This window comes from Roseibium denhamense (assembly GCF_009711415.1).
GTDB lineage: Bacteria > Pseudomonadota > Alphaproteobacteria > Rhizobiales > Stappiaceae > Roseibium > Roseibium denhamense.
In genome coordinates this window covers 1-2986 of the sequence record NZ_SMLZ01000054.1, presented here as the reverse complement: position 1 = coordinate 2986, position 2986 = coordinate 1, and the positions used below count along the sequence as shown (strand labels likewise).

Here is a 2986-nt window from a genome sequence, read left to right as displayed (position 1 = left end):
TTTTCGCACGCTAAATGGCCTTGTCGATCTGCAGCCGAAAGCAAAAGCGCATTTGCATAATGGTGATCAGCCCATGTTTTGCGAAAAATGTCTACGCTGCCTGAGAACAAATCTTTATTTGGTAGTCTTGGCAACCTAGGTATGATTGTCGAAATGGTTGCCTTCAGTACTCTTACATCGGTTTCCCAGGCGTGCAGATAAACACACTCGTATTTGAGCGTGCGCCACAGCCGTTCGATAAAAATGTTGTCGAGGAACCTGCCCTTGCCGTCCATCGAGATACGGACGCCCATCCGCCGCAGCTGGTCTGTCCATGCAAACGAGGTGAACTGCGATCCCTGATCCGTATTCATGATTTCCGGCGCGCAAAATTTGTGGATCCCTTCATTCAACGCCTCGACGCAGAAGTCGGCTTACAGCGTAGTGGAGATGCGCCAGGCCAGCACCTTGCGCGTGAACTAGTCCATGATAGCGACTAGTTAGAGAAAGCCGCGGTGCCTCTGTAGTGGAGTAAGAAGCGCAATAGCGCTTCTCCTCCCCGAACCGCACGTGCACCTTTCAGCGCATACGGCTCTCCATTCAAACTTGGCCCATGGCCATTGCAACATCCTGATAGCGTGAGGTGACGGTGCTGCGATCTTCACTCCGGAAGATGTATGGATTGTCCTCCGGATTGCGCCAGCGGAATTGAGCCTTCGGGCTTGAGACAAGCCGTTGCAGGTCTTTTCCGATGGCCTCACCACGTTCATTGCGACCGTAAACGAGCCAGGTTTTCGCCTTGCCCGGTTCTGGGGCCCTGAACCACTTCCGCATCAAGGGTTTGATACGACTCCGGTACTTGCGCCCCAGCCAGTGCGCCATTTTCCAGAACACGACATGGTCGATGCGCCGGAAGACGTACGCCCTGAAGTCGGTGAACTTGTAGAACGCCGCCCATCCCGCCAACTGGCGGTTCAGGCTGGCGATCATATCGACCGTACTGACACTATGATTGCCGGAAAGGGTCTCGGCGAGTTTGCGGGCAAACGCCTTGGCCTTTTCCCTGGGTATCGTCGTGACAACGGACATGCGTCCGTTCGACCCTCGCTTGCGAATGATCCGGTGCCCCAGAAAGACGAACCCGTCATCGACGTGCGTGATATGGGTTTTCTCCATATTCAACGTCAACTTAAGGCGGTCCTCCAGAAAGGCCCGGCATTCTTCACGTATCTCCATAGCATGAGCCTTCGTCCCCTTGACGATGACGACGAAGTCATCGGCGTAGCGGCAATAGGCAATCGCAGGTTTCCATTGCCGGTTCTCCCGAACCGTGATGGGTCGTCCCTGCTGAATGCCGAAGTTCCATGCCCAACGATCCTTGCGGGCCTTCCGGTTCAGGTATTTCGCCTCCAGCCAGACATCGAACTCGTGGAGCATGATGTTGGACAGGAGCGGTGACAGGACGCCACCTTGCGGAACACCCTCGCTGGCAGCCCTGAACAGGCCACGATCAATGTGACCTGCCTTGAGAATACGCCAGAGGAGATCGACAAACCGTCCGTCCCGCACCCGCCGTCGTACGCATTTAAGAAGCAGCCGGTGATGAACCGTGTCGAAGTAGCTTGCCAGATCACCTTCGATGATCCAGCGGCCCTTCGTGCCACCGCCATCCTGAAGCTGGATCTTCACGGTGCGGACAGCATGATGCACGCTGCGTTCCGGCCGGAAGCCATAGGAGAGGCGATGGAAGTCGCTCTCCCAGATCGGCTCCATGGCCATCAGCATGGCGCGCTGGACGATGCGGTCTGTCAGGGTCGGTATTCCCAGCGGTCGTAGCTTGCCATTGGCTTTCGGGATATAGATCCGCTTGACCGGCTTCGGGCAATAGCTACCCTTTAGCAGGTCAGTCCGCAGGCCGACCAGATGGTGATCCAACTCGGCCTGCATCCGTTGCTTGTCTATTCCGTCTATGCCCGGGGTCCGGGCGCCGCTTGACGCCAGAACAATCCGTGCCGCTTCGGCAAGCCATTCCTGATCGGCAATGAGCCGAAGGAGACGATCGAACCGCCGGTCCGGATCGGCCTCGGCCCATGTTGCGAGCTTGTGCTGCATTTCGCTGATTATCAAAGGTCTTCACCTCATGTGGTCAGGTAATTTGCACTCCAAGCAGATTGAACTGTTCCCCTTCGCCATGTGGCAGGCTTTCCCCACCGCGGACTACTACGGGAACTCCGCCGACATGATGGACATCAGGGTCAACTCCCTTGTGACGCAGAGCATCATAGGCATTCCATCAAGCCTTCCCTCGTTCATATGCTGGACGTCTTCGTATTGGTGAGGCTGCCGGTCGCAGTCTTTTCCCTTGCGTTCCGCAAGTCGATGCCGATGCCATGGTCTGGCTGCATTCTCCCCATGACGCCCTCCGAGCGGCCTACATATACGCTCGCACTCGAAGCTACTGACATACCTATCCAGCGCCTTCATCGACATTCCGCCTGTTAAGCCGTGTAGGCGAAGGCGACATTCCAGCCCTCAGATGCGGGTGAACCGGTTCGTGTTCCTCAACCTTCCAATACTTCAGCCTCGGGAACCATCTCGGCGTAACGGCTTCGCCTCAATCCCCTTTACCTGCGGGCTACGTCACCCTGCCAGTTGACAACAGGTCACCGCCGCTTGGGCTCATGCCCCCTTGCAGCAGGGGACAAGGCAATCTTCCATTCCTCCTTTCTCAATGCATTCCAGTCATATGCACCCCGGACCATCCGGGACGAGGCGCACTGTAGGTAATGTCGGACGCCCAGACCTGGTTCGGGCGTTCCACCCGCAATCCCTTTAACAGGTATGGCCAGATCTTGTGCCCCTTGGCCGGTCTGCTTGTATTGGGCTTCTGGTAGATCGGCATCAGACCCATGAGCCACATCAGTCGCCGGATCCAGATATCGGAAGCGGCCGAACGTGTGGCATTGGATCGACAGGCGCATGTCGGCTGCGCCAAGGTCGGCGATTG

General features: G+C 56.9%; 1 protein-coding gene and 2 pseudogenes. All 3 read right to left on the bottom strand.

Annotated features, from left to right (window positions below; translation table 11 throughout):
* Positions 1-179: 179 nt before the first annotated feature.
* Positions 180-479, bottom strand: a pseudogene (locus E1180_RS22325) (transposase); the annotation flags it as partial.
* Between the two features lie 100 nt (positions 480-579).
* Positions 580-2106 (bottom strand): group II intron reverse transcriptase/maturase, encoded by a 1527-nt coding sequence (gene ltrA, locus E1180_RS00215; RefSeq protein WP_196220477.1) that lies wholly within the window; start codon positions 2104-2106, stop codon positions 580-582.
* 652 nt (positions 2107-2758) lie between these two features.
* Positions 2759-2911 (bottom strand): annotated as a pseudogene (locus E1180_RS22320) (IS3 family transposase); the annotation flags it as partial.
* Positions 2912-2986: the final 75 nt, after the last annotated feature.